The organism is Bacteroides caecigallinarum (assembly GCF_016901995.1).
Taxonomy (GTDB): Bacteria; Bacteroidota; Bacteroidia; order Bacteroidales; family Bacteroidaceae; genus Phocaeicola; species Phocaeicola cellulolyticus.
Map to the genome: position 1 here is coordinate 1 of NZ_JACJLE010000194.1, position 281 is coordinate 281.

At 47.7% G+C, this 281-nt stretch carries 1 protein-coding gene; it reads left to right on the forward strand.

All coding sequences use genetic code 11. From position 1 onward, the window contains the following. The coding region (locus tag H6A61_RS16345; protein ID WP_204394818.1) for a PD-(D/E)XK nuclease domain-containing protein at positions 1-281 on the forward strand (281 nt) is incomplete at both ends.

Genomic DNA, 281 nt, shown 5'->3' on the forward strand with positions numbered 1-281 from the left:
ACCTGGAGCTGCACTACCAGAACGTGATGTTTATTCTGTTCAAACTGCTGGGATTCTATACGCAGGCGGAATATCATACCTCGGAGGGAAGGATTGACATGGTGGTGAAAACAAATGAATACATTTACGTGATGGAGTTCAAGCTGGACGGCACAGCGGAAGAGGCAATGCAACAGATAGAGAGCAAGGACTATGCCCTGCCTTTCGAATGTGACGGAAGGAAGCTGGTGAAAGTGGGTGTGAACTTCAGCTATGAGAAGAGGAATGTGGAGAGGTGGATT